This window comes from Kitasatospora sp. NPDC088134, assembly GCF_044741705.1.
Lineage (GTDB): Bacteria > Actinomycetota > Actinomycetes > Streptomycetales > Streptomycetaceae > Kitasatospora.
The window spans coordinates 387158-413071 of the sequence record NZ_JBIUTD010000001.1 but is presented as its reverse complement, the minus strand read 5'-3'; the positions used below and the strand labels follow the sequence as shown (position 1 = coordinate 413071).

Here is a 25914-nt window from a genome sequence, read left to right as displayed (position 1 = left end):
CTCCCATGACTTCTGTGATTCGCCACGTGACCATCAGCAGCCTCGACCCGTACCGGCTGGCCTCGTTCTGGTCCGAAGTACTCGGCCAGCCCCTGCACGACGACGACCACCCCGGCGATCCGGAGGCCCTGATCGAGCAGGCCGGACTGCTGTTCGTGACCGTCCCGGAGGGCAAGGAGGGGCGCAACCGCCTGCACTTCGACCTGCAGCCGCAGGACCGGACCCGGGACGAGGAGGTCGAGCGGCTGCTCGCCCTGGGCGCGGTGCTGGTGGACGACCGGCGCAACGCGGACGGCACCGGCTGGGCCGTCCTGGCGGACGTCGAGGGCAACGAGTTCTGCGTCGAGCGGAGCCAGGCCGAGCGGGCGAAGTGACGCCCCGGACGCCCCTCGTGGCGGCCCGCGCGACGGGGTGAATCCTTTTCGGCACCGCCGCTCTCTTATGGGCACACCGGCGGATCGGCCGCCGGACGGACAGCCCGGAGGAGACGATGATGATCGCCGTTGCGGTGGCCGTGGGCGCGGTCCTGCTGTGCAGCTGCGTCCTGGTGCTCAAGCGGAAGCGGGGGAGCCGTGGTTGAGACGGCCTGGCCCGGCGAGGAGGTGGTGGTCGCGGCCCGCGGTGGCGACCACGCCTCGCTGGCGGTGCTGGTCGCCGGGGCGCACCCGAACGTCCGGCGGTTCGCGCACTCGCTGTGCGCCAGTCCCGAGGACGCCGAGGACGCCGCGCAGGAGGCGCTGATCATCCTGTATCGCAAGGTCGGGATGCTGCGCGCCTCGGGGGCGCTCGCCTCCTGGCTGTTCCGGATCGTTCGCAACGAGTGCCTGCACCGGGCGCGTTCGGGCCGTCCGGCGGCCGGGTGGCCCGCTCCCGCCGACCCGCCGGAGAGCGTGGACTCGGCGGAGGAGGAGGCGCTGCGGCGGCTGGACACCGAACGGGTGGCGGCCGCGATCGCCGCGCTGCCCGCCGACCAGCGGCGGGTCCTGGTGATGCGCGACCTGCAGGGCCTGAGCGGCCGGACGGTCGCGGACGCGCTCGGGCTGAGCACGGCCGCGATGAAGTCCCGGTTGCACCGGGCCCGGGCGACGATGCGGGCCGAGCTGGGAGGTCCGCGATGACGGAGGCCACGGGGACGACGGGGAGGACGGGGACGATCGCGGCGACCGGGACGACGGGGACGACGGGGACGACGGGGACGACCGGGACGACGGGCGGGATCGGGAGTCGGGAGCAGGCCGGGCCGGGCGAGGGGCCTGCCGGGCGCGGGGGAGGGGCGGGGGACGGCGGCGGGCCGGACTTCGCGAGTGCGAGCGTCCCGCGTCATCTGCTGCGTGGCGCCGTCGGGTTCGGGGCCGTCGCGGGCGGGCTCGTCCTGCTGCCGGTGGTCGGGGTGGCCGCGCTGCTGCTGGTGCCCGCCGGACTGTGGGCGCTGCGCGGCTGCCCGATGTGCTGGCTGATCGGGCTGGCGCAGACGGTCTCCCGGGGACGGGTCCGGCGGGCCTGCCGGGCCGACGGGGTGTGCTCCGTCGAGTTCCGCAAACCGGGGGCGCGGCCGGGGGCTTGACGGGTCCGGCCCTGTTCGGGGGTGGGACGAGGTGGGGCCGGGTGGTGCGCGGCGGAATCGGTGCGGGGACGGTGTGGTGCCGGTGTGGTGCCGGTGTGGGCCGACGTTCCGAGCAGATGATCCGATCAGCGGGGGGATCGGCCGGGCGGGGGAACGGCCGACGGTTCTGCGCGGCCCCGCCCGGCCCGTCGAGCAGACTCGTGCCACCGAACGAACCCGAGCGAACGCACCCGAGCGGCGGAGGACTCCCCATGACACCGGCCACCGCGCTCCGCGCCGCGATGCCCCGCGAGTACGAGCAGGCAGACGAATTCGGGCACGCATACGAGGTCCAGGGTGAGAGTGCGTCGCCGTTCGCGTCGCAGGTCCCGGCGCCGCCCGCCCACCCGCACGCCGACGCGCTGCACGCCGAACTCGCGTCCTGGCCCGCCGAGGCCGAACTTCCGCTCGAAGCCAGGGAATTCCGGGTCGGCCACCCTCTCGACCTCGCCGTGCACGGCTGGGGCGACGCCCCCGCTGGGCCCGGCCTGCGGGCCGCCGCCAAGTGGCTGCTGCTCGCCGGAGCCCTGGACGGACACGTGGAGCGGCTGCGGCTCACCGGCCGGACGGACGAGGCCCGTTGCGTCCTGCGCGGCCTCGCCACCGCTTTCCCCTCCGACTCCGGCGTCGACCCCGGCTCCGATTCGACTCGGCCGGAGGGCGGGGGCACGCCGTTCGTCCGGGCCGCGCAGGGCCTTCGCGCCGACAGTACGGCCCTCGCGGGCCCCGGCTGGACGGCTCGCCACGACGCCGACTTCCGCGCCCACCTGGAGAGTTCGCTCGACCGGCTCGCCGCGACGCCCGCCGTTCCGACCGTGCCGCAGTACCTCTCCCGGCACGACCACGACGGCGCGGCCCGCTGCGCCGCCGACTGGACCGAGCTCGCCCACGGCGCCGTGCTGCCCGAACAGCTCCACCGCCATCCCCAATTCACCGACCTACTGGCCCGGTTCGCCCACCTGCAGTACTGGATGCGCGACCTGGCCGCCCGGGGTGCGACCGCAATTCCCGGTGGCGGCAGCCTGCTCCGGGCCTTCGAGGTGCACGAAGGACTGTCCGGGGCCGACGCCGCCGAGAAGCTCACCGCCCTCTGCGCGGCCGAACTCACCACCTTCGCCTTCCTCGCCGAGGGCATCGCCCGGGGCTCGCACTGGCCGCCCCGGGCCCGCGGCCACGTGCGCGCCCTGGTCCGGTTCACGCACGCCCTGGCGCACTGGACGGCGGACACCCCGGACCGTCGGTGACCGTCGGCGCGTCCGGCGGCCCCGTCAGTGCGCGGGCGGTCCCGCGTGCGGGAGGTCGTCGTCCAGCCAGCAGGCCGCGTGGGAGGTGACGGCCAGCAGTTCGGCGAACGCGGCCTGCGCCGGGCCGGCCGTCAGCCGGAGGGTGAGGGCCCACAGGCCGGGCGGGACGGGCGCGTCGGGAGCGGACGGCGGGGCCGCCGGCCGGGCCGGCCGGGTCGGGGCGACGGGGCTCGGCAGGACGGGGGCCGCCAGCAGGTGGCCCCGGCGGGCGGCGAAGGCCGCCGTCGCGGCACACAGCCGCTCCGGGGACGCCCCGCCGCGCACCTCGTCCAGCAACAGGCCGCGGTAGGAGGGGAGTTCGGCGTGCAGGCGCTCGGCCTCGGGGGAGGGCCCGAACGGACGGGTCAGGACGGCGGGCGCCGCGTACGGGCCCAGTCGGGGCGTGCAGCGCAGCAGGACGACAGTGCCGGGGCGCAGGCGCGGACCCGCGCCGGGCAGCAGGGCGGAACGGCGGGCCGGACCGATCCGGACCTGCGGACGGTGCGCGAAGTCGTGCACGCCCGCCGAGGCGAAGGTCAGCCGCAGCAGGTCCGCGGCCTCCCGCTCGGTCATGCCGGCGCGCAGCCGCCCGGCAGCCAGGCGCAGGCAGCGGTAGGCGAGTTGCTGGAGGTCGCGGTAGCGGTCGAGTTCGGCCTCCTCCAGCGGGAGTGCGGCGGTGTGCCGAACCGGGCTGATCGGCATGGGTCCTGGCCTCGGTGGGTGCGTGAGCGGGCGGCACGGGGCAGCGGCCCGGGTGGCGGCCGCTGTTGAGCGGGACTCAAGAGCTGTTGAGCAGTACTCAAAAGTAGCGACGCGGCCCGGGAAGTCAATACGATGCGCGAATGCCTTCCTCCCCGGTCCCGGCGCGGCGGCTCACCGCAGACCAGCGGCGCGCGCAAATACTCGACTCCGCACGGGAGTTGATGCGTGAACGGGGTCTGGACGAAGTCTCGGTGGAATCCGCCGCCGAACAGGCCGGGGTCTCCCCGGGGCTGCTGTTCCACTACTTCGGCTCCCAGCGCGGCTTCCGGGACGCCGTGGTCGAACTGGTCGGCCGGGAACTGCTGGAGTACGTCGCCCCCGACCCCCGGCTCAGTCCCTCCGCCCAACTGCGCACCGGCATCGAGCGGTTCACCGACTTCGTGGCCCGGCATCCCACGCTGTACCAGGCCGTGGTCCGGCACGGCGCCCGGGGCGGCCCCGGCCGGATGGCCACCCTGCACCGCACCGCCCGCGCCACCCTCGGCGACTGGATCGCCGGCGCGGTCGCCGCCGCCGGCGCCGAACGCACCGCCCGGGTCGAACTCGCCGTCGCCGGCTGGCTGGCCTTCATGGAGGAGGCCGTGCTCGGCTGGCTGGCCGGAGCCGCCCTCACCCACGACGACCTGGTCGAACTCTGCGAGAGCACCGCCTACCGGGTCCTGGAGAGCGCCGTCGCCGACCCGGCCCACTGGCCCGCCGTCCGCACCGCCCTCGACCTCCCGCCGCACCCGGGGTCCTGACCCGGACTTCCGACCCGGACGACCTGGAGTCTTGACAGTCGATCACCCGCCCCGTCACGCTCACCGCCACACACCGGACCTCCGGCACCGCGAGCGCCGGGCAGCATCGGCAGGGGGAGCTGGACGATGGCAACGGACCAGCCCGGGAGCGACCGACCCGGGAGCAGCGGACCTGGTGGCGACGGCCCCGGGAGGCAGCCATCCGGGAGGGCGGTGACCGGGAGGGCGGTGACCGGGAGGGCGGCGACCAGGACGGAGGGGCCTCGGACGGACGGGCCTCGGACGGGCAGGAACGCGGAGCGGGGGGCTGCCGGTTCCGCCGGGAGCGCCGGACGGCCGCCGTCGCGTTCGCGGTGGCGGATCGCGGGGGCCGGCGCCGCCGTCCTGCTGGCGGCCGCGCTGGTCGCCGGGGTCGCGGTCGCGGCGCTCGCCGTCCGGGTCGACGGCCACAGCATGCAGCCGACGCTCGCCGACGGGCAGCGACTGCTCACCGCCCCCGGCAGCGGCGGCCGCGCCGAACGCTTCGACGTGGTGCTGCTCCGCACCCCGGGACGGCAGACCACCATGGTCAAGCGGGTGATCGGCCTGCCCGGCGACCGGGTGGAGATCCTCGCCCCGCCGGACGGCACCGCCCCCGCCGTCCTGGTCCAACCCGGCGGCACCGGCCAGTGGTACCGGGTCGACCTGCCCGCCTGGCACGGCCAGAACCGGCATGCCACCCCCTGCTGCGCCGCCGACGGCCGCAAGCAGCCGGCCGGTGCACCCCAACTCGTCCCGCCGGACCGGCTGTTCGTGCTCGGTGACAACCCCGACGGCTCGGACGACTCCCGCACCTACGGCTGGGGCGACCTGTCCACCGTCAGCGGCCGAGTGCTCTGGCGGGTCTGGCCACCGGCCGCGCTCGGCCCGCTCGACGGAACTGCGACCCTCGTCCCGACCCAGGCCCCCGAGCCCCACTGACCGGGCCGGGCCCGGCTGCGCCCGGTGCGGGAAAGCGCTGTCCTGCGGGCCGTGGAAGGCGCTTTCCGCTTGGGGTGACGGCGTATCAGGGCGGGGTGGGAAAGCGCTTGCCGGGACGATACGGAAAGCGCTTACCAGTTGGTTCGGCGTGGTTCGGCGTGGTTCGGCGTGGTTCGGCGCGGCCTGGAGCGGTGCGGGAAAGTGCTTGCCCGGCCTGTTCGGAAGGCGCTTTCCGGTTGGGTCGGCGTGGGGCGGCGCGGCCCGGCACCCAGCGGGAAAACGCTTGCCCGCGCAGGCGCACGGTGGTGTCGGCCCAGTCGGAAAGCGCTATCCGGCCAGGCCGGTGACCCGGACGAAGACTTCGGCGATCCGGCGGGCGGAGTCCTCGGGGGTGGCCGCGCCCTGGACGACGTGGCTGGCGGTGAGGCGGACCACGGTGTCGGCGGCCAGGGCCCGGGAGTCGGGGTCGATGGCGGGCCAGACCTCGGCCGCGTAGGCGTCGAGCATCGCGGAGGCGGTCTCGAAGACCGGCTCGGCCCGGGTGGTGAGGTGGGCCAGCAGGCCGTCCTCGCCGTCTCGGGCGGCGGTCAGCATGGCGCGGGCCAGCGGGTTGCCGCCAGCCAGGCGGAGGGTGAACAGGGCGGCGGCCTCGGCGGCGGCCCGGGGGTCGGCGCGGTGCGCGTCCAGGTGCTGCCGGATGCCGAGCAGGCAGCGTTCCAACTCGCGTCCGAACAGCGCCTCGCCGAGCGCGTCCTTGGAGCCGAACTCGTTGTAGACGGTCTGCCGGCTCACGCCCGCCACCGCCGCGACCTGGGTCATCCGGAGCCGGTCGAAGCCCTCGGCGGCGACGAGTTCGCCCGCCGTGTCGAGCAGTCGCTCGCGCAGCAGCGAGCGGACGGTCTCCCTGATCCATGCCATCGGCCGAGCATAGCGACGCGGTGGCGGCGGGCCGTGTCACGGGCGCTGCACGTTCTATTGACACCCCATCTAGTAGTGCTTACGTTCTGGACACATTGCCGCAACCTGTAAAGCGCTCCGGGGGACTAGGGATGGGCTCCCGGGGTCGGCGACCCGGCGGCGGCATGTGCACACCACCGCAATTCCCCGCTCCCGGACGCGAGTTCGCGCCGGACGACGCTTGGAGACCCCCATGCAGGACGAGTCCAGAAGCACCGCGGCCGGACCCGAGGCGCCGACTGCCGCCACCGAGCAGCGGGGCGTCACCCGGTGGCGGCGGTCCGCGCTGATCGGGCTGCCCGCCACCGCCGTGGTCGCCGCGATGACCGTGGCGATGGCGCAGGGCGTGCTGGCCGCGAACCTCTCGCTGACCAGCGTCCCGTTCACGCTCTCCTCGACCACGGTCGCCGCCCCCAAGGGCATCGGCGCGGTGCTCACCACCGTCACCGCGGGCAGCCCCACCGCCGCGGCCGAGGTCGGTCTGCCCAAGGCGGGGCTGGACGGCATCTGCATCCACGCCGTCCAGTCGGTCAACCTCCCGGTCATCGGCACCGTCGGCACGTGGTCGCTGAACATCACCTCGCCCGCCGCGACCACTCCGCTGACCACCGCCCAACTCGCCGCCGGCCAGGGCCTGCAGGCGAACAACCTGATCCTGGACGCCCAGGCCGTCAAGGGCGCCACCGCCACGCTGAACGCCACCGCCACCACCCCCAACCAGATCGGTGCGGCGGCCGACAGCGCCAACATCAAGGGCACCGGCATCAGCGACGGCACCGCCGGCCAGTTCGGCCTCGACGCCACCGGTGGCGAGACCGACATCTCCGGCCTGCGGGCCAACGCCAACGGCGCCACCATCGGCGGCGCCATCACCCTGCCCAACCTCGCCATCAACCTCGCCAACGGCGACACCGCGGGCAAGGGCGTGGGCGGCAGCGACTGCTGACGCCCCCTCGGAAACGCCGGGCGGGGCGCGCCGACCAGGTCCGCCCCGCCCGGACACCATCCCCGGCCACCGCCTCCGGGGCCCCGTCCCCCGGAGCTCCCGTCCCCCCCGGGGCCCCCGTCCGGAGGCCGGTCCCGTCCGACCGCGCCCCCGGAGGCCGGCCCCTCGGGCGCCGACTTCCCCTCGCCTTCCCCCCACCGCAAGACAGTTCGACGTGCTGCCACGACAGGGAGACCCCATGGCCCGCAACCCGCTGCCGACGCTGAACCGCGTCCGGCTCGCCCTGCGCCGGTGGCGCCGCACCCGGCCGTTCTGGGCCGCGCTGTGGACGGCGCTCGGCGGCTTCGTCATCCTCTACCTGCCGCTCGCCCCCGTCGGCAAACTGCTGCACGTCGGCATCGGCGGCGTCAGCGGCATGGCGGCCGGGGCCATCCTGATCGCCCTGGCCGGACTGATCCTGCTGCTGCCCGGACAGCGGTTCACGGCCGGCATCATCGCCGTCATCGTCGGCGTCGCGTCCTTCCCGCTCAGCAACCTCGGCGGTTTCTTCGTCGGCATGTTCCTCGCCGTCCTCGGCGGATCGATGGCGATCGGCTGGATGCCGGAGAAGCCCGGCCGCCGCGGGTGGCTGCGCCGCAACCGGCTGCAGGACGGCGGCAGCGGCGAGGGCGGCGACCACGGCGGCCGACCGGACGGCGGCACCGACCTCGGCCCGGCCGCCACGGCCACCGCCTGAGCCGCACGCCACGCGCAGCACGCCACGCGCAGCACGCGCACCGGCCGCGTCGCCGCCCGACGCGCGGGCCGTTCGCTCCACAAGCGGTCGTACGGCGTCACCGCCCCCGCCCCGCCCCCCGCTCCCGTCCGAGCGGTCAACTCCACGCGGTCAACTCCACCCTCGCACCGGAAAGATGACACATGAACCAGTTGCGTTGGACCACCCGGTTGCGGGCGCTGGCCCGGCCCGCCGTTGTCGGGGCGGTCGACTGGAACGGCCGGATGCTGGCCCTGGCCGCCGACGGGCCCCGGCAGGGGACCCGGTGGGGGCGTTCGGTGGCGGTGCTGCTGCCCGCCGCGCTGACGGCCGGGGCGCTCGGCGGGGCGATGGCGAACGGGGCGCTGGCCGCGAGCTTCAACGTCACCAACTCGCCGTTCACGCTGACCTCGAACGGGGTGTCGGGCACCGGGTTCGGCGCGATCCTGAACACCCCTCCGGTGGAGGCCGCGAACGGTAGCACCTCGACCACGACCGCGATGGCCCGGGTCGGGTTCGCCAGCGCGGGGCTCGCGGGGCTGTGCGGCATCGTCCACCAGTCGTTCGCGGGGGTGCCCTACTCGCTGCTGCTGACGGCGGGTCAGACCGTCACCGCCGCCCCGCCCGCCACCGTGACGACCGACATCAACGCGTCCAACCTGTACATCGAGGCCCCGACGCTCACCGCGTCGGGGAGCACGACGTTGCAGAACGCGGTGCTGGGGATGTCCGCGGACCAGGTGATGGTCGCGGGGCAGGCGCTCAACGGTGCGCAGGCGGGCGGTTTCGGCCTGGGCTCGGCGGGGTCCGGGCCGGGCGGCAGCACCGTCAACCTGGCCGGGCTGAACGCCTCCGCGTACACCGCCGAGATCGCCGGTTCGCTGACCCTGCCCGCGCTCAACATCCGGGTCGTGCCCGGATCGGCGACCTCGTGCTGACGGCCCGCGCGGGCCGGGACCTCCGGGCGGCCGACCGGACCGGCCCGCACCGCGCCGTCGGGGGCGTGCTCGCGGCCTGGCGCTGGTTCCGGGCGTTCCGCCGGACCAGGCCGTTCTGGGGCGGGCTGTGGCTGGTGGTCGGCGGCTGGACGGTGCTGAAGTTCTCGCTCGGCGCGATCCACCTGGTCACCGTCACCGGCTTCAACGCGCTGGCCGGGTACCTGGTCGGCGGCGGCATGATGCTCTGCGGGCTGATCCCGCTGGTCGCGCCCGGGCAGCGGGTCACCTTCGGCCTGATCGGCACCGTGCTCGCCGTGGTCTCCCTGGTGGTCTCCAATCTGGGCGGCTTCCTGGTGGGGATGCTGCTCGGCATCCTCGGCGGCGCGATGACGGCCGGCTGGGGGACGCGCCGCAAGTCCGTTGCGGAGAAAGTGAAATGACGATACGTCAGATGCGTTCGGCGGCAGTAGTGGTGGGGACGTTGGCGGTGCTGGTCGCGGTGGCCGCCGGCCCGGGGAGCGGTGAACACGCCGCCGCCGCAACGCCGAAGGGGACGGCGGGGGCCGCGCTCACCGGGGCGGTGCAGTCGCTGCCCGGCGAACCGCAGCCGCTCGGGATGCCGTTCCTGCCCACGCCGACGCCGATGCACGTCACCATCGCCAGCCTCAAGGCGGTCGGGCTGAGCGTGAAGAACAACGTCACCATCCGGCTCTCCGACGGGACCACCCGCACCACCACCCAGTACACCTTCACCCAGCTGGCGGTCCGCTCCAACATGCAGGTCGCGCACACCGCCCCGGACGGCACCGCGCTCACCATCTCGGTGCCCGGCACCGGTTCGCTCGGCGGCCTCGACCAGGCGGGCCAGCCCGAGACCACCATGATGTGGGGCGACATCAGCAACATCTGCGTCACCGTGCTGTTCGAGATCTGTGGCATCCAGGGCCTGCTGAACTTCTTCGGTTCGTTCATCAAACTCGACGCCGGGGCAACGAAGTTCACCGGCGACATCTACGGCATCCAGACCATCGACGACCACGCCGCGCTCGACTCCACCAACAACCCCGTCCACCTGCCCGGCACCATCACGGTCACCAGCCCATGAACGAACTCACGGACCAGGAGCAGGAGTTCGGCGGCGTCCGGTGGCGGCGGGCCGGGGCGGTGGCACTCCCGGCGCTGCTCGCGGCCGGTGCGCTCGGGCAGGCGATGGGCAGCGGCGCGCTCGCCGCCGGGCTGCAGATCCAGAGCGGCACCGTCCAGCTCACCACCAGCAGCCTGTACGGCACCCACTACGCGGCCGCCGTCGTCGACCAGCAGTACACCCGCCCGGACGGCACCACCGGCACCGCGCACCCGCTCCGGATGGGGTTCGCCCAAGGCACCATCAACGGGCTCTGCCTGTCCCAGAAGCAGCAGATCCTCGGCGCCACCTACACCCTGATGATCACTCTCGGCGACAGCAACCCGGGCAGCTGGGAGATCACCACCCAGAACACGGTGCTGGACCTGCGCAGCGCGACGGGCGTGCTCGACATGGACGGTCTGGTCGACCTCAACATCAACGGGCCCGACACCACCACGGTCGGCGACGGCGCCGGGGGCTACCTGCCCAACCCGCTGAACAGCCCGCAGCACCGCTTCGGCATCCAGGCGGGTTACGCCAAGTTCGACCAGGTCACCGCGACCGTCCACGACCTCCAACTGCCGGGCCTGCTCAGCACGCCGGGCCTCGGCATCGCCGTCAAGCCCGGTGCCGTCGACTGCCCCGCCCCACCCGCCCCGACCGGCACACCCGGCACCCGGTGACCCCGGCCGGCGGCCCGCCGGCGCCGCCCGGACGACCCGCCGGGCGGCGGCCGGAACCGGACGGTCGCCCCGCCGCGTCCTCCCCGGCAACGGGCCACCGGGGTTGCCCGACGTGCCGCAGGGCAGGAGAACGGTATGGGAATCGTCAGCTGGATCATCCTCGGGCTCCTCGCCGGAGCCATTGCGAAGCTTCTGCTGCCGGGCAAGGACCCGGGCGGCTTCATCGTCACCACCCTCATCGGCGTCGCCGGCTCCTTCATCGGCGGCTGGCTCTCCTCGAAGCTCCTGCACAAGTCCATCAACGTGCACTTCTTCGACCTTCCGACCTGGATCTCGGCGATCGCGGGCGCACTGGTCCTGCTGGTCGCCTACCGGCTGGTGTTCGGCAAGCGCGACTGAGCGCGCCGCGGCAGCGCCGCGGGAACGGCGGAGGGCCGGGAGCCACGAGCGGGCTCCCGGCCCTCCGGCACGTCCGCGCGGCACCTCGTACTACCCGAGGGCGGGCAGCGGCTCCTGCGCGGCGAGCCAGCCCGCGGGGACGCCGTCCGGGCCGGTGCGGGCGGCGACCACCCCGGCGGCGATCGCGCAGGTGGTGTCCAGGTCGCCCCAGCCGAGCAGGGTCTGCCAGAGCGCCTCGACCAGGTCGTCGAGGTGGCCGGCCGCGGACCAGAGCGCGAACGGCACGGTGTCCTGCGCGGAGACCCGGTAGCCGGAGCCGAGCACCGTCGCGGCGTGCCGCACCGAGGTGCCGGCGGGGAGCCGGGCGGCGACCCGCAGGCCGGAGCGGACGTCGCTGTCCGGCAGCAGGCCCGCGACCTCCCGCAGGAACTCGGCCCGGCCGGGCGCGGCCGACCCGCGCCCCCGGACCGCGAATGCCGCGGCCAGCGCGGCGGCGACCGCGCCCGCCGCCGCCTCCGGGTGCGCGTGCGTGGCGGCGGCCTGGAGCCGGGCCTGCTCGGCGACCGCTGCGAGGTCGTCCGCGAACCAGGCGCCCAGCGGCGCCACCCGCATCGCCGCGCCGTTGCCGTGCGAGCCCTGGCCGCCGAACAGCGCCGAGGTGACGGCGACGTGGTCGGCGCCCTCCTGCACGGCGCGCAGCACCCGGTGCATCGACGGCCCGTACTTGCGGTGCGGGACGGCGGTGTACTCGGCTGCGAACTCCCGGGCCAGCGCGGCCGGTCGGACCTCGCCGCGGGCCGCCAGGTGCCGGGTCAGGACCAGCGCCATCGCGGTGTCGTCCGTCCAGTACCAGGGGCCGGGCCGGACCAGCCGGGCCGCCACCGCGGCCGAGGACTCGTCCACCGGCGGGTGGAACCAGCGATCCCCGAACGCGTCGCCCAGGGCCAGGCCGCGCAGGCTGCGCAGCACGGACGGCGGGACGGGGCGGTGGGCGGACATCGGGGTCTCCCGGTGGGAATCGAGGCGGACGCGAGGAACGAGGGCGATCGTCCCAGCCCGGTCGGACGGTGTGCCAACCGATTTCCCGACTGGTACCAAAGGCTGATCCGGTGTCATCGATCGGATGGGGTTCGCTCGATCGTGGGCGGTTCGCGCTGCCGAACCGCCCGCGGGGGTCCAAGGTGGGAGGCGGACGCACTCGGAAGATCGCGTCCCGCTCGCCACGCCGGGCCCGGCCCGTGCGCGCCCCCCGGAGGAACGACGTCCGCCGGGCGCACACCCTCCGGACCGGGCGCGATGCGCGGAGCGGCAGGCCACCTCGCAGGGAGACGAACCGATCTTCTAGGCTCGCTCATCGGTCCCCTGTTCGCGGTGCCCGTCCGCGCCGAGGACAGGAGACCGACGTCCCCGGGCTCCGGGCCGAGCCGGAGCCGCGGACCCAGCGAGGAGGACGCAGTGTTGCCCAGCACCAGGTCGCACCGTACGCAGCGACCGAGCCCGACGCCGCGCGTGGCCCCGCCGATACCTCCCAGTGCCCCGCATCCCGCCGGGGGTGATCGGTGAGTCCCCATACCGTGGCCCCCGAGCCGCGCCCCGTCGAAGCCCCCGAACCGCAGCACGCCGGAGTCGTCGCGCGCAGCGAGACCCGCAGCGAGGCCCGCAGCGAGGCCCGCAGCGAGGCCCGGACCGCGACCGCCGTGCCGGGCGTGACCACCGCTCCGCCCCCGGCCGAACTGCCCGCCGCCGCACCACCGGTGGCCGCCGCGGCCACCAGCACGGCAAGCGCCACAGCGACCGCCGTCACCGCCGGGACGCCCGACCCGGCCCCCACCGCCGCCCTGCCGGGCCTCCCGCGAACCCTCACCTCGCGGGCCAGGACCCTCGCCGCGGCCGTCCGCAAGCGCTGCGCGGACCTCGCCGGGATCGAGTCCCCGTCCGGCGACGCGCCCCGGCTGAACGCCCTTGCCGAGGAGCTCGCCGCCGGCTACGCAGCCACCGGGGCCACCGCCGTCCGGGAGCGCTGCGAGCACGGCGACCACCTGGTGCTCGACTGGCCCGGCCGGCACGAGGAGCTGCCGCACCTGCTGGTGGTCGGCCACCACGACACCGTGTGGCCGGTCGGCACCCTCGCCGACTGGCCGGTCGAGGAGCGCGACGGCCGGCTCAGCGGCCCCGGCATCCTCGACATGAAGGGCGGACTCGCCCTGCTGGAGGGCGCGTTCGCGCTGCTCGCCGACCTCGGGCAGCGCCCGCACCGCCCGGTCCGGATGATCGTGGTCTCCGACGAGGAGATCGGCAGCCCCGACGGCCGCCGCCAGGTCGAACGGCACCTGCGCGGCGCCGCGGCCGTCCTCGGGCTCGAACCCGGGCACCCCGACGGCCGGCTGAAGACCGCCCGCCGCGGCTCCACCCGGGTCCGGCTCACCGTCACCGGCCGCGAGGCGCACGCCGGCAACGACGCCGCCGACGGCGTCTCCGCGATCGACGAACTGGTCGACCAGCTGATCACCGTGCGTGGACTGGCCCACCAGCCCGGCACCGAACTCAACACCGGACGGATCGACGGCGGCACCCGCGCCAACGTCATCGCCGGCCGGGCCGAGGCCGAACTCGGGCTGCGCTTCGCCACCACCGAGGCGCAGCGCCGCACCCTCGACACGCTCGCCCACCTGACCGCGAACCGGCCGGGGGCGGACGTCCGCACCGAAGTGCTCTCCAGCCGCCCCGCCTGGCCCGAGCGCACCGGCAACCCGCTGCTCCGGCACGTCCGTTCGCTGGCCGCCGCGCTCGGCCAGCACCTGGACGGGGCCCCGGCCGGCGGGGCGGGCGACACCAACCTGGCCGGCGCCAGGGGCCTGCCCACCCTGGACGGCCTCGGCGCGGTCGGCGGCGGCCCGCACGCCCGCCACGAACACCTCCGGGTCGACCAACTCGGCCCCCGGATCGCGCTGCTGGCCGCCCTGCTGGCCGTCCCCCTCCCCAGGCTCCGCGACCGCTGACCGCGACACCCCGCCCGGCGGCACGACGGCCCCCCAGCCGTCGCCCCGCCGGGCGGCGCCGTACCCGCGGGCCGCCCCGCTCTTGCCGCTGCCGCCCCGTTCCTCGGGCCCTGCTGCTGCCGGGCTCCTTGCCACTGCCGGGCCGCTGTGTACAGAATGGACCCGACCGAACGGTCAGTCGGGAGGTGGGCGATGGAGACGCAGGAGCGGTTCGACGCGGTGATCGCGGCCGAGCAGCGGGTGGAGCCCCGGGACTGGATGCCCGAGGCCTACCGGGCCACGCTGGTGCGGCAGATCGCGCAGCACGCCCACTCGGAGATCATCGGCATGCAGCCGGAGGGCAACTGGCTGACCAGGGCCCCCTCGCTGCGCCGCAAGGCGATCCTGCTGGCGAAGGCGCAGGACGAGGCCGGGCACGGGCTGTACCTGTACGCGGCGGCGGAGACCCTCGGGGTCGACCGCGCCGAGCTGACCGAGAAGCTGATCGACGGCCGGCAGAAGTACTCCTCGATCTTCAACTACCCGACGCTGACCTTCGCCGACGTCGGCGTGATCGGCTGGCTGGTGGACGGCGCCGCGATCTGCAACCAGGTGCCGCTGTGCCGGTGCAGCTACGGGCCGTACGCCCGGGCGATGGTGCGGATCTGCAAGGAGGAGTCCTTCCACCAGCGGCAGGGCTACGAGCTGCTGATGACGCTGATGGCGGGCACGGACGCGCAGCGCGCCATGGTGCAGGACGCGGTGGACCGCTGGTGGTGGCCGTCGCTGATGATGTTCGGCCCGCCGGACGGGGCCTCGCCGAACAGCGAGCGCTCGATGGCCTGGCGGATCAAGCGGCACAGCAACGACGAGCTCCGGCAGCGCTTCGTCGACATGACCGTCCCGCAGGCCCAGCACCTCGGCGTGACGCTGCCGGACCCGGCGCTGGCCTGGAATGAGGAGCGCGGCGGCTGGGACTTCGGCGAGCCGGACTGGTCGGAGCTGCAGCAGGTGATCAAGGGCCAGGGGCCGTGCAACGCGCAGCGGATCGAGCGCCGCCGCGAGGCCCACGAGAACGGCGCCTGGGTGCGCGAGGCGGCGTCCGCGTACGCCGCCAAGCGGGCGGCGCGGGAAGGGAGTTCGGCATGAGCGGGGAACGCGCGGCCTGGCCGCTGTACGAGGTGTTCGTCCGGCCCCGGCGCGGGCTGAACCACGTGCACGTGGGGTCGCTGCACGCCGCCGACGACCGGATGGCGCTGCTGGCGGCCCGGGACGTCTACACCCGGCGCAACGAGGGCGTCAGCCTGTGGGTGGTCCGTTCGGACGCGATCACCGCCTCCAGCCCGGACGAGCAGGACCCGTTCTTCGAGCCGAGCGGCGACAAGGTGTACCGGCACCCCACCTTCTACCCGATCCCCGAGGACGTCCCGCACATCTGACGGAACGTCAGGCCGTGGACCGCCAACCACCGAGCAGGGAAGACGACATGAGCGACGACCACGTGTACCTCTCGCTGGCCGAGGCGGAGCAGGGGCCGGACGGCGAGGCCCGCTGGGCGTACGGCACCGGGTTCGCCGACCCGCTGCTGGGCGTGGACGCCGCCCCGCCGGCCGGGATCGACCCGGCCGACCTCGCCGCGTACTGCCTGATGCTCGGCGACGACGCCCTGGTGCTGTCCCAGCGGCTGATCCAATGGATCACCCGGGCGCCGGAGTTGGAGGAGGAGGTGGCGCTCGCCAACCTCGGCCTCGACCTGCTCGGCCAGGCCCGCCGCCTGCTCACCCGCTCCGGCCAGCTGGACGGCACCGGCCGCAGCGAGGACGAACTCGCCTACTGGCGCGAGGAGTCGGCGTACCGCAACGTCCGGCTGGTCGAGCTGGAGAACGGCGACTTCGCGCAGTGTGTGGTCCGGCTGCTGCTGTTCGCCACCGCCCGCGAGGAGCTGTACCGCCGACTGGCCGGCCACGCCGACCCGGTGCTGGCGGCCGTCGCGGCGCTCGGCGTCAAGGAGTTGGCGTACCACCGCGAGTACGCCGAGTCCTGGACGGTCCGGCTCGGCGACGGCACCGCGCACTCGCACGGCCGGATGCGCGACGCCCTGGACGGCCTCTGGCCCTGGCTGGAGGAGCTGTTCACCCCGCACGAGGTCGAACTCCGGCTCGGCGTCGACCCGTCCGAGCTGCGCACCCCCGTACTGGCCAGTCTGGAACGGGTGTTGACGGAGGCGACGCTGCCCGTGCCCGAGGTCGCCGGGCGGGCCTACGTCAACGGGCGGGCCGGCCGGCACGGCGTGCACACCGAGGCGCTGGGCCCGCTGCTGGCCGAACTCCAGGTGCTGGCCCGGGCGCACCCGGGGGCGACGTGGTGATGAGCACCCTGGAGCGGGCCCGCGAGGTCGCGGCCGCCGTCCCCGACCCCGAACTGCCCATGCTGACACTGGCCGACCTCGGCGTGCTGGCCGGGGTCGAGGAGGACGGCGGCGCCGTCACGGCCTGGCTGACGCCCACCTACTCGGGCTGCCCGGCGATCGCCGAGATGGCCGCCGACGTGGCCCGCCGGCTGCGCGCCGCCGGGTTCGCCCGGGTCGAGGTGCGGCTGCGGATCGACCCGCCGTGGTCCAGCGACCGGATCAGCCCCGAGGGCCGCCGCAAGCTTGCCGCGGCGGGCATCGCCCCGCCCGACCCCGGGGTCCGGCCCGCCCCCGGCGGGCTGCTGCACCTCGGCCCCACCCGGCGGACGGTGGCCTGCCCGCAGTGCGGCTCCACCGACACCGAGGAGCTGTCCCGGTTCGGCTCCACCGCCTGCAAGTCGCTGTGGCGGTGCCGCAGTTGCCGGGAACCCTTCGACCGGATCAAGGAGATCTGATGGCCGTCCGCCGCCCGCGGTTCCACCCGCTGCCGATCGGCGCCCTGGAACGGCTCTGCGAGGACGCCGTCGCGGTGACCTTCGACGTTCCCGCCGAGCTGGCCGAGGAGTTCGCGTTCCGCCCCGGCCAGACCCTCACCCTGCGCCGACTTGTCGACGGCGCCGACGAGCGCCGCTCCTACTCGCTCTGCTCGCCGGTCGGCGGCCCGCTGCGGATCGCCGTCCGCGAGGTCCCCGGCGGCCTGTTCTCGCACTGGCTGGTCCAGCAGGCCGAGGTCGGCGAGAGCGTCGAAGTCCTGCCCCCCGGCGGCCTGTTCACCGCCGACCCGGCCGAGGCCGCCGAGCACGTGCTGATCGCGGCCGGCTCCGGCATCACCCCCATGCTGTCGATCGCCGCCTCCGTGCTGGCCGGGAACCCGGACTCCCGGGTCACCCTGCTGTACGGCAACCGGCGCAGCGACACCGTGATGTTCGCCGACGAGCTGGCCGACCTGAAGGACCAGTACCTCGGCCGCTTCCAGCTGGTGCACGTGCTCTCCCGGGAGAGCCGGGACGCCGAACTGCTCAGCGGCCGGCTCGACCCCGACCGGGTGCGGGCCCTGCTGGCCGCCCTGGTCGACGTCCCCGCCGTCGACCACTGGTGGCTGTGCGGGCCGTTCGGCCTGGTCACCGGGGCCCGCGAGCTGCTGGCCGCACTCGGCGTCCCCGCCGGGCGGGTGCACCAGGAGCTGTTCCACGCCGAGGACGAGCGCCCCGAGGAACGGCACCCCGAACCCGAGCCGGACGCCGCCGCCAGCGAGGTCACCGTCATCCTCGACGGCCGCTCCAGCACCCTCGCCCTGCCGCGCGACCGCTCCGTCCTGGACGGCGCCCAACGCGCCCGCCCCGACCTGCCGTTCGCCTGCAAGGGCGGCGTCTGCGGCACCTGCCGGGCGCTGGTCCGCGACGGCAAGGTCGAGATGCGGCGCAACTTCGCCCTGGAGGAGTCCGAGATCGAGGCCGGCTACGTGCTCACCTGCCAGGCCCGCCCGGTCTCCGACCGGGTCACCGTCGACTACGACCGGTAGCGGGCCGGGCCGGGGAGCAGCGGGGTCAGGGGGTCGGCGGCAGCTGCCGGTGCACGATCCAGGCGTGCTTGCCGACCTTCCGGACCCGGGCGAACCCGTGGTCCTCGAACAGCTCGACCGTCCCGCTGAACAGGAACCGGCCCTGCGCCGTCCGCCCGTCCACGGTCTCCGGGACCGCCTCGACCAGGCCGCCGCCCGCCCCGGCGATCAGGTCGAGCGCCCCCGCCAGCGCCGCCCGGGCGAAGCCCCGGCCGCGCTGCCGGGGCTCGACGTACACGCAGGTGATCCGCCAGTCCGGGCGCGGCGGCGGCTCCTGCCGGTAGACCCGGCCGTGCTTGATGTCCGGCAGCTCCTCGGGGCTGCCGAACTGGCACCACCCCCGGGCGGCCCCGGCCTCGTCGAGCACCAGCGCGGCGTGCGCCCGCCCGGTGCGCACCAACACCTCCTTGAAGGCGCGCCGGTCCAGGCCCGGCGGCCGGCAGTCCCCGTGGTAGGCGGTGCACAAACAGCCGCCGTACACGCCGTTGTTGCGCTCCACCAGCTCGGCGAAGACCGGCCAGGTCGAGGCGTCCAGCGGCACGGTGACGGGCCCGGGCACCACCTCCGGGCGGGTCACCTCCGCCGGTCCGCGCGGTCGACGGCCTCGGCCAGCTCGACGGGGCGGCTGAACATCGGCCAGTGCCCGGAGTCCAGCGGCACGAACGAGATCCGCTCCATCCGGGACACCTCCGGGGCCGCGCCCTGCGCGATCCACTCCCGCACCTGCTCGGGCGGCGCCTCGGCGCAGAGCATCGTCACCGGGACGCCGTAGCGGCGCTCGTCGGACAGCCGCACCGTGCCCCGGGCGACCTGCTCGGGGACGGTCACGGCCGCCGCCGCGATCCGCTCGCGCAGCCCGGCGTCCAGGTCCGCGGTGCTCGACCCCTCGAACGGCTCCCAGCCCGGGAACGGCACCACGCCGTCCACCACCGGGAACGCGCCCGCGTACGACTCCCCGTCCGCCTGCGGGAACCCGTCCACCAGGACCAGGCCCGCCACCCGCTCCGGGCGGGCGTCCACGGCCTGCCAGCCGAGCGTGCAGGCCGCCGAGTGCGCCACCACCAGCGGGGCGCCGTCCGCCGCGTCCACGGCCGCGACCACCGCCGCCAGCTGCTCGTCCAGGGTGGCCGCGGACCGGCCGTCGCCCTGCCCCGGCAGGGTCAGCGGGACGGGCCGGTGGCCCAGCTTCTCCAACGCGGGCAGCACCGCGTCCCAGGCCGAACCGTCCAGCCAGAGGCCGCCGATCAGCAGCACGTCCATGAGGGGCTCCGTTCCGTGGGGGCCCGCGGCGCTCCTCGCCGCGGCCCGTTCCAGCAGGTCGCCACCCATGCTAGGAAGCATTCCGGACGATCGGCTTCCTGAATCCCGGACGGACTCGCGCGAGCCCGCAGCAGGCGCTGCAGTGGGTGCCGCCGCGGGTTCCGCAGGGCCGGGCGGGGGCGGGAGGGGGAGCAGGCCAGTGGCCGGCCGGGCGGGCTCCTAGGCTGGTCGGCGTGTCCACCGGAACCAGTCCCACCGCCCGCGCGCTGCGCGCCCTGGAGATCCTCCGCGACCGGCCCGGCACCACCTCCGAGCAGCTCGCCGAACGCCTCGGCGTCACCGACCGGGCCGCCCGCCGCTACGTGGCGATCCTGCGCGAGGCCGGCGTGCCGGTGGAGTCCGAGCGCGGCCCCTACGGCGGCTACCGGCTCGGGCGCGGGACGCGGCTCCCGCCGGTCTCCTTCACCCAGGACGAGGCGCTCGGCCTGGTGATGGCCGTGCTCGACGGCCGCCCCGCCGCCACCGACCCCGACGACCAGGTCGGCGCCGCCCTCGGCAAGGTGGTCCGGGCGCTGCCCGAGCCGATCGCCCGGCAGGCCGCCGTGCTGCGCGAGTACGCGGCCGCCGCGCCCGACCCGTACCCGGCGCACCCCGACCCCGCCGTCACCGGCACCCTGGTCGAGGCGATCGCCGCCCGCCGCCGGGTGCTGATCGACTACCGCAGCGACGGCGGCAGCGGCTGGCGGGCCGAGGTCGACCCGTGGGCGGTGGTGGTCCGCCGGGCCCGCTGGTACCTGCTCTGCCACTCCCACCGCTCGGACGCCGTCCGCACCTACCGGATCGACCGGGTGCGCGCCGCCGCGCCCACCGCCACCGGGTTCCGGATGCCCGAGGACCTCGACCCCGTCGCCCTGCTCGAACAACACCTGGGCACCGGTTGGGCGTTCGAGACCCGGGTGGTCTTCGACGCCCCCTACGAGCAGGTCGCCCCGTGGGTCGGCGCCGCCATGGGCCGCCTCGAACCGGCGGGCGGGCAGTGCACGTTGACCGGCAGCACCCGCAACCCCGCGATGTACGCGGGGGAGTGGCTGGCCGGCGTCCCGTTCCCGTTCCGGGTCGAGGGCGGGCCCGAACTGCGGGAGGCCGTCGCCGTGTTGGCCTCCCGCTTCACGGCCGCGCTGGAGCCGGAACCCGGTCCTTGACGGGGCGCTGGATGTCGCGGACGCCGACCGCCGTCCCGGGCGCGCCCAGCAGCGCGACCACCTCGTTGACCGCCGTGCGGCCCACCCGGTTCGCGCCCACCGTGGATGCCGAAGGCCCGTAGCCCAGCAGGTGGATGCGCGGGTCGTCGGCGACCCGGGTGCCGTCCATCCGGATGCCGCCGCCCGCCGTGCGCAGGCCCAGCGGCGCCAGGTGCGTCAGCTCGGCCCGGAAACCGGTCGCCCAGATGATCGCGTCCACCGCCGACTCCCGGTCGCCCCAGGCCACTCCGTGCTCGGTCAGCCGGTCGAACATCGGCCGGCGGTGCAGCACCCCCAGCTCCTCGGCCCGCCGGTACGCCACGCTCGGGCCCAGGCCCGTCACCGAGACCACGCTGCGCACCGGCAGCCCCGCCCGGACCCGCTCCTCCACCTTGGCGACCACCTCGCGCCCGAACTCCGGGGTGAACGGCCCCTGGTGGAATACCGGCGGGGTCCGGGTCACCCAGACCGTCTCGGCCACCGCCCCGACCTCCGACAGCACCTGCACCGCCGACGCCCCGCCGCCGACCACCACCACCCGCTGCCCCGCGAACTCGGCCGGCTCCCGGTACTCCGCGTAGTGCAGCTGACGCCCCGTGAAACTGCCCGGGTAGCGCGGCAGGAACGGCCGCGTCCAGGTGCCCGTCGCGTTCAGCAACGCCCGGGCGACCCAGTCGCCCGCGTCCGTCTCCACCAGCAACCGCCCGTCCGGCCGGTCGTGCACCGCCCGCACCCGCACCGGCCGCAGCACCGGCAGCGCGTGCTTCGCCTCGTACGCGGCGAAGTACCCCGGCACCGCGACCCGGGCCTGCTCGGCCGGGCCGGTGGCCGGGAGCTCGAAGTCCGGCAGGTCGTGGAAGCCGTGCACGGTCGCCATCGTCAGCGAGGGCGAACGGTGCGCCCAGGCGCCGCCCGGCGCGGTGTCGGCGTCCAGCACCACGAAGCCCGTGTACGGCGCGAAGCCGCGCCGCCGCAGGTGGTAGGCCGCCGAGAGCCCGGCCTGCCCCGCACCGATCACCAGCACGTCCACCTCACGGACGGGCCCCGCCACACCGGTTGCACCTTGAACAGTCACACCGGTGAAACATCTCCGGGGCGCCGTCCTGTTCCCGGCCGTCCCCGCACGCCGGGGCGGTTCACGGGAACGGCGCGGGCGGGGGCTCAGCCGAGCGGGGAGATGACCGCCGCCGTGCCGTAGGCGCAGACCTCGGTGCCGACGTCGGCGGCCTCGGTGACGTCGAAGCGCATCATCAGCACCGCGTTGCCGCCGCGGGCCTTGGTCTGCTCGACCAGGCGCTCCATCGCCTGGTTGCGAGTTTCGACCAGAGTTTTCGTGAGGCCGCGGAGTTCGCCGCCCATCAGGGACTTCAGGCCCGCGCCGATCTGCGAGCCGATGTGCCGGGAGCGCACGGTCAGGCCGAACACCTCGCCGATCACCCGATCCACCCGGTAGCCGGGGACGTCGTTCGTGGTCACCACCAGGACGCCGCCGGACGGGTCCTGCCCGCCGCCGTACTCGTTCAGTTCACTCATGCCCCCAGCCTCCGCCACGCCCGCGCCGCAGCCCGGACCGGCGCGCCGGGAAATCGCTTTCCGCACCTGCTCGCCCGCTCCCACCGGCACCTTTTCCGGAGAGCTGATGGACACCGGACCCCGGGTTTGTCAACCTTGTCGCATGGGCGAGCGAAACGATCATCCACAGGGGCCTGGTGCGGCGGAGGACGCCGGCGCACAAGAGATCGAGGCCACGGTGGTGCTGGGGATCAGGATCACCGACTGGCCGGCACTCCGGGCCGCCGCGCAAGCGGCCGTCGAGGGCTTGGACTTCGCCGGGATCGACCCCGAGGGCCAGCGCGTCCAACTGCTCAGGGAAGTCGCCGAGGACCCCAACGCGGCCCTCGGCGCGCTGCTCCACCCCGACCGGCTGGTCGCCGCGATCCCGGGCATTGAGGCGCTCGGCGGCACCTTGGAGATCAGCGTCACCGACGACTTCGCCCCGGACTTCGCCGAGCTGTTCCCGCTCGACGACGACGGCGACACCGGCGACTGGACGCTGACCCCGCGCACCGCCTGCCTGCTGCACACCCAGCTGATCAGCCTGGCCGACGCCGCCTACGAGGACCTCGACGAGCACGGCGAGGACCCGGTCACCGTCTCCGACGAGGCCGACTGGTCGGTCTTCGGCCGCCTCCCGCAGCGCACCTGGAACCTCCACCGGGGCTGGCGCCGCGCCTTCGCCCGGGCCTTCGACGACCTCGCCGACGACCTCGCCCTCGGCGAGTGGCCGCTGCCGCGCTGCGTCGCCGAGGACCTCGCCCTCCGGCTGGCCCTCGCCGACGCCCGGAGCCTGCTCGGCGCCCAGCCCGAATCGGTCGCCGACATGATGGGCGACCTGCCCGCCGACCTGTACGACTACGACTGGGACGGCTGCACCGCCGAACTGTTCGGCGTCTACGGGCCGGACGAGGACGACAGCGACCTCGACGCCGGGCAGCGGATAGACCGGCTGCTCGCCGCCGCCCACCCCGAGGGCTGGTTCCTCGGCTACGAGGACGCCGAGGAACGCGACCCGACCCGGGGCTACCGGCGCTGAACTGGCATCCTGAAGGGGTGAGCTCACCCTTCGACCTTCCCGCCGCCGCTTCCTCCGCCGCCTCCGCTTCCGCCGCCTCCGGCCCCGCCGACCCCGCCGAACTCCCGGCCGTGGGAGGGGGCGCGGCGGACCGCGACGCCAATCCGCAGTACGTGCTGCCGCTGGTGGTCCGGCTGGAGCGGGACCAACCACCCGCCCGCACCGACGCGTTGGAGACCTCGGCGCGGGCCGTGCTCACGCTGCTCGCCGACCCCCGGGTCACCGAACCGGACGGCGAGTGGGCGGCGCGGGTCGCGGCCTGGGAGGACGCCCGCATCCGCAAGGTGGTGCGGCGGGCCCGCGGCGGCGAGTGGCGCAAGGCCGCCGACCTGCCCGGCATCACCGTCCCGGGGGAGGGCGCCGAAGTGCGGGTCTTCCCGCCGATCCCGCTGGACGGCTGGCCGAAGGAACTCGCCAAGCTCCAGGTCTCCGGCACCGACCTCGACGACCCGGCCCCGCCCGGCCCCGCACCCGAGGGCGTCCCCGTGCTCTGGCTCAACCCCGCCCTGGAGATGAGCGCGGGCAAGACCATGGCCCAGACCGGCCACGCCGCCCAGCTCGCCTGGTGGCAACTGGACGACGCCCGGCGCAAGGAGTGGGCGGAAAGCGGTTTCCGACTGGCCGTCAGAACCGCCGCCCCCGAAGCCTGGCCCGCCCTCACCGACGGCCGCCTCCCGGTCGTCCACGACGCCGGCTTCACCGAGATCGCCCCGGGCAGCGCCACCGTCGTCGCCGACCACCCGGCCCTGCGCCTCCGCCGCCCGTGATGTTTTCCCTGTCCAGCGGGGCAACGTAGCAGGCGGGGCCACAGACCGCACGCGTCGGTGGGGCTGGTGACAGTGAGGCCGAGTGGAGCCGGCAACCGGAAAGGAGAACGTCGAGCCGATCTGCCGCACGCCGGCCTGGTCCGATACCTCGATCGCGCCGTCGACCTACTGTGCGACCGAGCACCGTCCACCCTTCGCCCGTTCACCGCAGGATACGGCGTCTACGGAGCCCGGAAGGTCTGGAGTCACCTGCGGCCGGAGGGTCCGCACCACCGTGCGGCAAGGACGGCCGCCGGGCCGGCGACCTGGTCAACCGCGACTTCGCCGCCCGTGGGCCCGAATCGAGCTGATCGACCGCCATGGAGCATGGAGGACCTTCATCGACGTGGAGCTCGCCATGACTGAATGGATCGACCGGTACAGCCGCCGACGGCTCCACGGCTCACTCGGCCGTACCTCCCCGGGCGAGTACGAAACCGCCTGTCACCACCGATACACCCACACCGGCGAACCCGTCACCGTGTGACATCCCGCCCTCGGGTGGCATGTCTCCGGCGTCGAGCGCTGACCGTCCCGGACGTGCTGGTCAGCAGCCAGGGCCGTCGTCACCCTTGAGTTCCGATGAGTTCCGACGCTGAAAAGGCCCCGCTCCATCGCCGTGTCAGCGGGGGCGGAGGTCGGCGAGGAGGAGGTCGAGGAGGTGTTCCTCCTCGACGCGGAGGGAGTGTTCGGCGAGGGCGGTGGAGAGGGGCGGGTCCCAGGGGCTGGGGGCGGGGGCGCCGGTGGTGAGGGGGGTTCCGTGGCCGTCGCGGACGGCGGCGAGGTAGGCGGCGGCGTCGTAGCGCCAGGGGACGGCGCCCGGGAGGCGCAGGACGGTGCTGGCGATGCGGATGCCGCCCCAGTCGAAGTCGCCGTGGTAGGCGAGGGGGGACCCGGCGGCGGCGAGGGCGGTGAGCAGGACCCGGGCGGCGACCGACGGGTTGCCCTCGACGCAGACCATGGGCGGGCAGTCGGGGCCGTACGCGTCGGCGGCGGCAGCCAGGATCGCGGGGTTCTCGCAGACGTGAACGGTGCACCCAACGAGGACGAAGTCGGTTGGCTGCCTGGTGAGTTGACTGAGCGTCAGGAGGTAGGGCTCGCCGTCCTCGCGGGCGGCGGCCAGCAGGCGTCCGGCCGGGCCGGTGGGGAGGGCGGGGAGGTTGAGGACCAGGACGCGGGAGGACAGTTCGTCCAGCGCCACGCCGACCGAGGCCCAGGCGGCCCGGCGGCCCTCCGCGCCGTTCGGGAAGTCGGCGTCGGGACTGAGGGCCCGGACGGCGGAGAGGGCGAGGGCGGAGAGCGGGCGGCCGTGGTCCAGGGCGTGGGCGTCGCCGAGGGCGCGGGCGGCGAGCACGGGGAGGGTGAGGCCGTCGGCGGGGAGGCGGGAGAGCACCCGGGTGGTGTCGGCGGCGAGCTGCCGGGCGGCGGCCGGGTCGCCGCCGGAGAGCCGTTTGAGCAGCCCGGTGGCGGACAACCCGGCGTGCCAGGCGGCGAGTTCGGGGCGGCCGGTGACGGCGGGGCGGTCGAGTTCGGCCAGCGCCCGCTGCCAGGCGGCGGCCGACGCGGCCTGCTGGGCGCGGCGGTCCACCAGCGGGCCGGTCAGGGCGGTCACGGCGGCGGCGAGGCCGTCCGGGCTGGCACCGCTGGTCCAGAGCAGGGCGTCCACGGCGGGGAGGGAGACGGAGAGCGAGCGCCCCGGGCGGGCGGGGCGGCCCAGCAGGCGGGCGGCCGCGGCCCGTTGCGGTTCGGTCGCGCCGGTCAGGGTGACGGTGCCGTCGAGGGGGCGCCCGTCCTCCAGGCGGCGGCGGGCGCGGTCGAGCAGCCAGGCGAGTTCGGGGCCGCCGAGCAGGCGGCGCAGGCGGGGGAGGTCCATGG

At 75.1% G+C, this 25914-nt stretch carries 30 protein-coding genes; 22 read left to right on the top strand and 8 right to left on the bottom strand.

Annotated features, from left to right (window positions below; genetic code table 11):
* The first annotated feature begins 5 nt into the window (after positions 1 to 5).
* The 4 genes from ACIOHG_RS01725 (at position 6) to ACIOHG_RS01710 (ending at position 2847) form a co-directional block, all read left to right on the top strand.
* Positions 6 to 374 carry a VOC family protein gene (locus ACIOHG_RS01725; RefSeq protein WP_400944139.1) on the top strand — a complete coding sequence of 123 codons (369 nt, stop codon included), beginning with the start codon at positions 6 to 8 and terminating at the stop codon, positions 372 to 374.
* A 198-nt stretch (positions 375 to 572) separates the two neighbouring features.
* Positions 573 to 1118 carry an RNA polymerase sigma factor gene (locus ACIOHG_RS01720; RefSeq protein WP_400944137.1) on the top strand — a complete coding sequence of 182 codons (546 nt, stop codon included), beginning with the start codon at positions 573 to 575 and terminating at the stop codon, positions 1116 to 1118.
* Positions 1115 to 1564 (top strand): hypothetical protein, encoded by a 450-nt coding sequence (locus tag ACIOHG_RS01715; RefSeq protein WP_400944135.1) that lies wholly within the window; start codon positions 1115 to 1117, stop codon positions 1562 to 1564. The genes ACIOHG_RS01720 and ACIOHG_RS01715 overlap by 4 nt, the downstream gene beginning before the upstream one ends.
* Positions 1565 to 1815: 251 nt before the next feature.
* Positions 1816 to 2847, top strand: a complete 1032-nt coding sequence (locus ACIOHG_RS01710) for a terpene synthase family protein (protein ID WP_400944134.1) — start codon at positions 1816 to 1818, stop codon at positions 2845 to 2847.
* A gap of 24 nt (positions 2848 to 2871) precedes the next feature.
* Here ACIOHG_RS01710 and ACIOHG_RS01705 read toward each other — a convergent pair whose 3' ends face one another.
* Complete coding sequence (locus ACIOHG_RS01705) at positions 2872 to 3588, bottom strand: M24 family metallopeptidase (RefSeq protein WP_400944132.1); 717 nt, start codon at positions 3586 to 3588, stop codon at positions 2872 to 2874.
* A gap of 140 nt (positions 3589 to 3728) precedes the next feature.
* On the opposite strand from ACIOHG_RS01705, the gene ACIOHG_RS01700 reads away from it, so the two are divergent.
* Together ACIOHG_RS01700 and lepB are read left to right on the top strand one after the other, a co-directional pair.
* Positions 3729 to 4388, top strand: coding sequence for a TetR/AcrR family transcriptional regulator (locus tag ACIOHG_RS01700; RefSeq protein WP_400944130.1), 660 nt, complete (start codon positions 3729 to 3731; stop codon positions 4386 to 4388).
* 228 nt (positions 4389 to 4616) lie between these two features.
* Positions 4617 to 5348: a signal peptidase I gene (lepB, locus tag ACIOHG_RS01695; protein WP_400944128.1), complete on the top strand. Its 732-nt coding sequence runs from the start codon at positions 4617 to 4619 to the stop codon at positions 5346 to 5348.
* Positions 5349 to 5675: 327 nt separating this feature from the next.
* On the opposite strand, the gene ACIOHG_RS01690 is transcribed toward lepB, so the two are convergent.
* Positions 5676 to 6266: a TetR family transcriptional regulator gene (locus tag ACIOHG_RS01690; protein ID WP_400944126.1), complete on the bottom strand. Its 591-nt coding sequence runs from the start codon at positions 6264 to 6266 to the stop codon at positions 5676 to 5678.
* A gap of 232 nt (positions 6267 to 6498) precedes the next feature.
* Here ACIOHG_RS01690 and ACIOHG_RS01685 point away from each other — a divergent pair, with 232 nt between their 5' ends.
* The 7 genes from ACIOHG_RS01685 (at position 6499) to ACIOHG_RS01655 (ending at position 11151) form a co-directional block, all read left to right on the top strand.
* Complete coding sequence (locus tag ACIOHG_RS01685) at positions 6499 to 7251, top strand: cholesterol esterase (RefSeq protein ID WP_400944125.1); 753 nt, start codon at positions 6499 to 6501, stop codon at positions 7249 to 7251.
* Between the two features lie 238 nt (positions 7252 to 7489).
* Positions 7490 to 7987 (top strand): DUF6114 domain-containing protein, encoded by a 498-nt coding sequence (locus ACIOHG_RS01680; protein WP_400944123.1) that lies wholly within the window; start codon positions 7490 to 7492, stop codon positions 7985 to 7987.
* A 182-nt stretch (positions 7988 to 8169) separates the two neighbouring features.
* The gene (locus ACIOHG_RS01675; RefSeq protein ID WP_400944121.1) at positions 8170 to 8943 is read left to right on the top strand and encodes a DUF6230 family protein; all 774 of its coding nucleotides are present in this window, start codon (positions 8170 to 8172) and stop codon (positions 8941 to 8943) included.
* Positions 8937 to 9383, top strand: a complete 447-nt coding sequence (locus ACIOHG_RS01670) for a DUF6114 domain-containing protein (protein WP_400944119.1) — start codon at positions 8937 to 8939, stop codon at positions 9381 to 9383. The genes ACIOHG_RS01675 and ACIOHG_RS01670 overlap by 7 nt, the downstream gene beginning before the upstream one ends.
* The gene (locus ACIOHG_RS01665; protein ID WP_400944117.1) at positions 9380 to 10048 is read left to right on the top strand and encodes a hypothetical protein; all 669 of its coding nucleotides are present in this window, start codon (positions 9380 to 9382) and stop codon (positions 10046 to 10048) included. Before ACIOHG_RS01670 ends, ACIOHG_RS01665 begins: the two co-directional genes overlap by 4 nt.
* The gene (locus ACIOHG_RS01660) at positions 10045 to 10752 is read left to right on the top strand and encodes a DUF6230 family protein (RefSeq protein ID WP_400944115.1); all 708 of its coding nucleotides are present in this window, start codon (positions 10045 to 10047) and stop codon (positions 10750 to 10752) included. The genes ACIOHG_RS01665 and ACIOHG_RS01660 overlap by 4 nt, the downstream gene beginning before the upstream one ends.
* Before the next feature lie 135 nt (positions 10753 to 10887).
* Positions 10888 to 11151, top strand: coding sequence for a GlsB/YeaQ/YmgE family stress response membrane protein (locus tag ACIOHG_RS01655; RefSeq protein ID WP_400944113.1), 264 nt, complete (start codon positions 10888 to 10890; stop codon positions 11149 to 11151).
* Between the two features lie 90 nt (positions 11152 to 11241).
* On the opposite strand, the gene ACIOHG_RS01650 is transcribed toward ACIOHG_RS01655, so the two are convergent.
* Positions 11242 to 12150 carry an ADP-ribosylglycohydrolase family protein gene (locus tag ACIOHG_RS01650; RefSeq protein ID WP_400944111.1) on the bottom strand — a complete coding sequence of 303 codons (909 nt, stop codon included), beginning with the start codon at positions 12148 to 12150 and terminating at the stop codon, positions 11242 to 11244.
* A 560-nt stretch (positions 12151 to 12710) separates the two neighbouring features.
* Between ACIOHG_RS01650 and ACIOHG_RS01645 the strand changes: the two genes are divergently transcribed.
* The 6 genes from ACIOHG_RS01645 to paaE all read left to right on the top strand — a co-directional run bounded on the left by ACIOHG_RS01645 (position 12711) and on the right by paaE (position 18061).
* On the top strand, positions 12711 to 14150 hold the full coding sequence (locus ACIOHG_RS01645; RefSeq protein ID WP_400944109.1) for a M20 family metallopeptidase: 1440 nt from the start codon (positions 12711 to 12713) through the stop codon (positions 14148 to 14150).
* 156 nt (positions 14151 to 14306) lie between these two features.
* A complete protein-coding gene (paaA, locus tag ACIOHG_RS01640) occupies positions 14307 to 15278 on the top strand; it encodes a 1,2-phenylacetyl-CoA epoxidase subunit PaaA (protein WP_400944107.1) in 972 nt (323 codons plus the stop codon).
* Positions 15275 to 15568 (top strand): 1,2-phenylacetyl-CoA epoxidase subunit PaaB, encoded by a 294-nt coding sequence (gene paaB, locus ACIOHG_RS01635; RefSeq protein WP_400704637.1) that lies wholly within the window; start codon positions 15275 to 15277, stop codon positions 15566 to 15568. Before paaA ends, paaB begins: the two co-directional genes overlap by 4 nt.
* 47 nt (positions 15569 to 15615) lie before the next feature.
* Positions 15616 to 16497: a 1,2-phenylacetyl-CoA epoxidase subunit PaaC gene (gene paaC, locus ACIOHG_RS01630; RefSeq protein ID WP_400944105.1), complete on the top strand. Its 882-nt coding sequence runs from the start codon at positions 15616 to 15618 to the stop codon at positions 16495 to 16497.
* On the top strand, positions 16497 to 16994 hold the full coding sequence (paaD, locus tag ACIOHG_RS01625; RefSeq protein WP_400944103.1) for a 1,2-phenylacetyl-CoA epoxidase subunit PaaD: 498 nt from the start codon (positions 16497 to 16499) through the stop codon (positions 16992 to 16994). The genes paaC and paaD overlap by 1 nt, the downstream gene beginning before the upstream one ends.
* Positions 16994 to 18061: a 1,2-phenylacetyl-CoA epoxidase subunit PaaE gene (gene paaE / locus ACIOHG_RS01620; RefSeq protein WP_400944101.1), complete on the top strand. Its 1068-nt coding sequence runs from the start codon at positions 16994 to 16996 to the stop codon at positions 18059 to 18061. Before paaD ends, paaE begins: the two co-directional genes overlap by 1 nt.
* A 25-nt stretch (positions 18062 to 18086) precedes the next feature.
* Here the strand turns inward: paaE and ACIOHG_RS01615 are convergent, their stop codons facing one another.
* Entirely contained in the window at positions 18087 to 18677 is a 591-nt protein-coding gene (locus ACIOHG_RS01615; protein WP_400944099.1) for a GNAT family N-acetyltransferase, read from the bottom strand.
* Positions 18674 to 19360, bottom strand: a complete 687-nt coding sequence (locus ACIOHG_RS01610; protein WP_400944097.1) for an alpha/beta fold hydrolase — start codon at positions 19358 to 19360, stop codon at positions 18674 to 18676. The genes ACIOHG_RS01615 and ACIOHG_RS01610 overlap by 4 nt, the downstream gene beginning before the upstream one ends.
* 233 nt (positions 19361 to 19593) lie before the next feature.
* Between ACIOHG_RS01610 and ACIOHG_RS01605 the strand changes: the two genes are divergently transcribed.
* Positions 19594 to 20562 carry a helix-turn-helix transcriptional regulator gene (locus ACIOHG_RS01605; protein ID WP_400944095.1) on the top strand — a complete coding sequence of 323 codons (969 nt, stop codon included), beginning with the start codon at positions 19594 to 19596 and terminating at the stop codon, positions 20560 to 20562.
* Here ACIOHG_RS01605 and ACIOHG_RS01600 read toward each other — a convergent pair.
* Together ACIOHG_RS01600 and ACIOHG_RS01595 are read right to left on the bottom strand one after the other, a co-directional pair.
* The gene (locus ACIOHG_RS01600; protein WP_400944093.1) at positions 20528 to 21652 is read right to left on the bottom strand and encodes an FAD-dependent oxidoreductase; all 1125 of its coding nucleotides are present in this window, start codon (positions 21650 to 21652) and stop codon (positions 20528 to 20530) included. The two genes, ACIOHG_RS01605 and ACIOHG_RS01600, sit on opposite strands and share 35 nt — an antisense overlap.
* Before the next feature lie 110 nt (positions 21653 to 21762).
* Complete coding sequence (locus ACIOHG_RS01595) at positions 21763 to 22134, bottom strand: YbjQ family protein (protein ID WP_400944092.1); 372 nt, start codon at positions 22132 to 22134, stop codon at positions 21763 to 21765.
* Between the two features lie 142 nt (positions 22135 to 22276).
* On the opposite strand from ACIOHG_RS01595, the gene ACIOHG_RS01590 reads away from it, so the two are divergent.
* The gene (locus ACIOHG_RS01590) at positions 22277 to 23194 is read left to right on the top strand and encodes a hypothetical protein (protein WP_400944090.1); all 918 of its coding nucleotides are present in this window, start codon (positions 22277 to 22279) and stop codon (positions 23192 to 23194) included.
* Between the two features lie 17 nt (positions 23195 to 23211).
* Positions 23212 to 24000, top strand: a complete 789-nt coding sequence (locus tag ACIOHG_RS01585; protein WP_400944088.1) for an aminoacyl-tRNA hydrolase — start codon at positions 23212 to 23214, stop codon at positions 23998 to 24000.
* A gap of 661 nt (positions 24001 to 24661) precedes the next feature.
* Here the strand turns inward: ACIOHG_RS01585 and ACIOHG_RS01580 are convergent.
* Positions 24662 to 25912, bottom strand: a complete 1251-nt coding sequence (locus ACIOHG_RS01580) for a TIGR02679 family protein (RefSeq protein ID WP_400944086.1) — start codon at positions 25910 to 25912, stop codon at positions 24662 to 24664.
* Between the last annotated feature and the right edge of the window lie 2 nt (positions 25913 to 25914).